This window comes from Natrinema pallidum DSM 3751 (assembly GCF_000337615.1).
Classification (GTDB): Archaea; Halobacteriota; Halobacteria; order Halobacteriales; family Natrialbaceae; genus Natrinema; species Natrinema pallidum.
On sequence record NZ_AOII01000027.1, the window covers coordinates 1 to 4,186 of the forward strand.

A 4,186-nucleotide genomic window follows, 5' to 3' on the forward strand; every position below is an offset into this window, starting at 1 on the left:
GGAGGAGCCGGAGTGCCGCGCCGATCCCGATCATGAGGGCGAGTGCGACTGCACCGGCGACGATCACGGTGAGGCCGTCCCTGATCTGATCGACGAGGGTGTCCTCGGCGATTTCGTCGTAGACGTTGTCGAACGCGAGGCTCAAGCCGCGAAAGACCTTGAGCGCACCCCAGGTAGCGACGAGGAACGCGACGACGGTCGCCTCGGCACGGCCCGATTCAGTCGTCAACGCGTCGGTGACTAACTGTTCGCCCGACGCCGGGAGGAAATCACCGGCGGCGGTGATCAGCCGCTGGGCCGCTTGCTCGCCGCCGACCACCGATCCGACCACGAGCGCGAGCAAGACGAGCGGGATCAGCGAAACGAACGCGTAGTAGGCGAAGCCGGCGGCGAGAAAGCTTATATCGCGGTCGCTCGCCGTCCGATAGATCGCCGTGAGTGTCTCCGGAAACGCCATACGGTCCATACGACGGTCAGGGCTAAGAACGTGTACGTGTTTGCCGTGCCGACGGTCGTTTATTTTCCACGTTCGCGCTGCTTCCGTCACTGCTCGAGGCGGTATGTCCGACCGATGGTCACCATTCGCGACAGAAGTTCTGGCCCGCGTAGACGGAGCCGTCCGCGGCGATGTAGACGCCGACACCCGCGCGATCCCAGCGGGGCGTCTCGCCCGCTTCGAGGATCGCGTGCCGGTGGTCCGTGGAGTTCATCCACTGATTGACCAGCCCGTTCGCGAGGGCCTCGGCAATCTGATAGCGGACGACATCGTTGCTGTCGGGCCGCTGGACGCGCCGATCGACCCACGTCATGGCGATATTCTCGCCGTACCCGCGACAGTAGCTGTCGACGTCCTCGAACCGGTCGTAGGGTCCTTCGCCGTCGGGATTCGTGTGTTCGAAGTACTCGTTTTGGGCCATATCATACGCGTGGGCGCGGGCGACGGACGCGACCGTCCCGTCCCACTCGAGAGGGGGGAGATCGTGCTCGGCCCGACGCTCGTTGATTTCGGCGTGGACGAAGTCCTCGACGGTGGGGGACCTGATCGTCTCGATATCGGTCTCGTAACTCGAGTTCCCGGGATCGTCCGGGTCGGTCACCGCGGGGGTGCGTTCGCCGGCCGGCGGCGGTTCGGAACTGGGCGAGGGTCCGTCCTCGAATCCGAGGCCGTCGATGAAAGTGGGCGCGAACAGCGCCGTTCCGAGCGCGAGCGAGCAGACGAGGGCGACGGCGACGAGAATCGTCGCGACGCCCCGAAGCAGCGCACGGTCAGTGCTCTCCGCCGTATCGGTTGCCGTCGCCGCGAGCCGCGGACCGTCCATTAGGTTACGTATCGATCTCCCGGTACAAGACAGTCGCGATCGCTTACATGAAGTGAGACAGTGTGTCCACGTAGCGAGGCGAACAGGACCCGTTGAAAACGGAAACCGGGCCTCTCAGCAGTTCGCGGCTCCGTCGCCGAAGATCGTCTCGTGAATCCCGATGACGAGTCCGGGGACGACCGCCATGAACAGGTGTTCCTCGAGCGGGATGCCGGCGATGTCGATGCCCGTCCGGAGTTTGATGTCGAAGACACCCACGGCAAGGGTGTACCGGTCCCAGACGTAGGCGATCGGGTAGNCTTCCGAAGCGCGTTCGCGCGACGTAACAGGAGGGCGGCGACGGTACCCCAGACCACCTCCGTGAGGAGGTAGGTGTAGCGACCGAAGACGCTGATATCGAGCATCGGCCGCCGATTCAACGGCTAGTACAAAAACCCCCTGGGTGCTCCCCCATCGATAAAACGGGCAGTAACTTAAATACCTCTGCGACAGTAGCTACTCCTAGAAGGATGAATATCGCTGATATCGCCACCACGGAGTACATCGAAGTCGACGTCGGAACACGCATGGGGAAGGTCCGTTCGATGTTCGAGAACGGCAACCCCAAGGGAATCATCGTCACCGACGACGGGGAGTACGAGGGCGTCATCAGCGAGCGGGAGATCCTCCAATCCCACGTCGAGGACGACGCCAAGGTCGCGGCACTCACCAAACCGAGCCGAAGCACGCCGTCGCCCAAGGTCGACCGGCAGGAAGACGTCAGAGAGACCGCACGCGTGCTCGTCGAGAGCAACGCCAAGGTCGCGCCGGTTTTCGAGCACGGCGACCTCTGGGGTGTCATTACCGACGACGCCATTCTCGAGGCGGTTCTGGAGAACCTCGATACGCTGACCGTCGAGGACATCTACACCGCCGATCCGGTCACGCTCACCGAGGACGACGGGATCGGGAAGGCGATCAACCACCTGCGCGAGCACGGCATCTCCCGGCTGCCGATCATGAACGAAAACGGCTACCTCTCCGGGGTCGTGACGACCCACGATATCGCCGACTTCGTCATCCGGGAGAACCACACGACGACGACCGGCGATCGGGTCGGCGACACCCAGCGCCTGCTCGACGTGCCGGTCTACGACATCATGACGAGCCCCGTCGAGACGACGACGCTCGACGCCACCGCCAAGGACGCCGTCGAGACGATGCTCGAGAACGATTTCGCGGGACTGATGGTCACGCCGGCGGACGACGACCGCGTCGTCACCGGCGTCATCACCAAGACGGACGTCCTGCGCGCGCTGACGTTCACCGAGGAAGAGCACATGGACGTCCAGATCACGAACATCTCGATGCTCGATACCATCACCCGGGAGTCGATCGTCCAGAGCATCGAAGACGTCGCGGACAAGTACGCCGACATGCAGGTGATGCACGCTCACGTCCGCTTCCACGAGCACAACGAGAAGCTCCGCGGGACGCCGCTCGTGCAGTGTCAGATCCGCCTGCGGACGAACAAGGATCAGGTCGCCGGCACCGGCGAAGGATACGGCGCGGAGAACTCGTTCCGGGTCGCGCTCGACAAACTCGAGCGCAACGTCTTGGAACTCAAAGGCGTCACCAGCGACGAGGAGTACCGCGGCCAGCTCCTGCGGAAGCTCAACCAGATCTAAGGCGGCGCACACCGCGCGCGAACTCGCGGCTCTCCCGGCGGTCGCGCCTTTTTTTCGAGAGACGACCCGGAAACCGGGTCGTAGCGACTGGGGTCCGGTAGGTCGTCGCACTCGCCGATCGGTTCCGGAACGTGGACGAACTGCGATCCGACCACGGACCGCGGCAAACGAACGCGGTCGGGACGGGCCGAACCGTGTGTCAGCCCCGTCGCGTGTCGTCTTCACCCTCGAGTCCGGTTTCGGTGATCCGGAACTGTGCCGATTCTCCGGCGGGCTTCGAGCGGTGTTTCTCCAGTGTCGCGCGTCGCTTCCCGGCGCGGAAGCGCTCGAGGCGGACGACCGTTCCGGTCCAGTGTTCCAGGGTGTTGCCGCCGAGTCCCTTGGTCCGATCCGAATCGGGATCGGCGAAGACCTGGTTGGTCAGGACGACCGCGAGATCGTGTTTTCGGGCCAGCGAGAGCAAATGCGTCACCTGCCGGGTGACGCTCCGGAGCGCCTCGCCCTCGTCACCGTCTGCGGTGCGCTCGAGGCGGTAGAAGCCGGTCGCGCTGTCCACCACGATCAGGTCCGCGCGCTCGGCGAACTCCTCGGCGTCGCGGACGGCTTCGGCCTGTTCCTCGAAGTCCAGTACGTCCTCGATGACGATTCGCGAGGCGACGGCCTCGATGTCGTCCGGCTCGGCCCCGTCTCGCGACGACTGGCCGGTGGTTGCCTCGAGCAACTGCTGGAAGCGGTCGACGGACACCCCCTCGGTGTCGATATAGACCGCAGTCCCGCCGTCGACGGCCGTTTCCACGGCCGCCGACAGCGCGAGGTTCGTCTTCCCGGCGGCCGGCGGGCCGTACAACTGCGTGACGGTGCCGCGTTCGAACCCCCCACCGAGCAACTCGTCGATCGGGCCACAGCCGGTCGGAATCGCCTCGTCGATCACGGTTCGTGTTGGGATGGGATGCGCAAAAAGGCCCCGGAACGGGCGGCCGCTCGCGGGTTGGGTACGTTTATTCTCCCCCGGCGCGAAGTCCGAGCCGTGATCGTCGTCGCTACGACGGACTTCGAGGTCTACCACGGTGTCGTCAACGAACTCCGCGACCGCGGAACCACGTTTACGACTATCGCATGTGTTTACCCCCATAGAGTTCCTGGCTGAGCCACTGAGACGGCTGAAAACAGCACCCTCTATTTGATTTATATATCTCTCAG

General features: G+C 64.3%; 4 protein-coding genes and 1 pseudogene. 1 reads left to right on the plus strand and 4 read right to left on the minus strand.

All coding sequences use genetic code 11. The annotated features are described in order from the left end of the window. The 3 genes and pseudogenes from C487_RS03525 to C487_RS03535 all read right to left on the minus strand — a co-directional run. Positions 1-457: YihY/virulence factor BrkB family protein (locus C487_RS03525; protein WP_006184295.1), on the minus strand; the 457-nt coding region annotated here is incomplete at its 3' end. Between the two features lie 118 nt (positions 458-575). Then, positions 576-1,319, minus strand: a complete 744-nt coding sequence (locus tag C487_RS03530) for a CAP domain-containing protein (protein ID WP_006184296.1) — start codon at positions 1,317-1,319, stop codon at positions 576-578. Positions 1,320-1,433: 114 nt separating this feature from the next. Beyond that, positions 1,434-1,723 (minus strand): annotated as a pseudogene (locus tag C487_RS03535) (lycopene cyclase domain-containing protein). A 105-nt stretch (positions 1,724-1,828) separates the two neighbouring features. Between C487_RS03535 and C487_RS03540 the strand changes: the two are divergent. After that, a complete protein-coding gene (locus C487_RS03540) occupies positions 1,829-2,986 on the plus strand; it encodes a CBS domain-containing protein (protein ID WP_006184298.1) in 1,158 nt (385 codons plus the stop codon). A gap of 199 nt (positions 2,987-3,185) precedes the next feature. Here C487_RS03540 and radB read toward each other — a convergent pair whose 3' ends face one another. After that, positions 3,186-3,917: a DNA repair and recombination protein RadB gene (radB, locus tag C487_RS03545; RefSeq protein ID WP_006184299.1), complete on the minus strand. Its 732-nt coding sequence runs from the start codon at positions 3,915-3,917 to the stop codon at positions 3,186-3,188. Positions 3,918-4,186: the final 269 nt, after the last annotated feature.

Coding starts and splice junctions, on each gene's coding strand:
- C487_RS03530 (WP_006184296.1), bottom strand. CDS start 1,319: ATGGACGGTCCGCGGCTCGCGGCGACGGCAACCGATACGGCGGAGAGC.
- C487_RS03540 (WP_006184298.1), top strand. CDS start 1,829: ATGAATATCGCTGATATCGCCACCACGGAGTACATCGAAGTCGACGTC.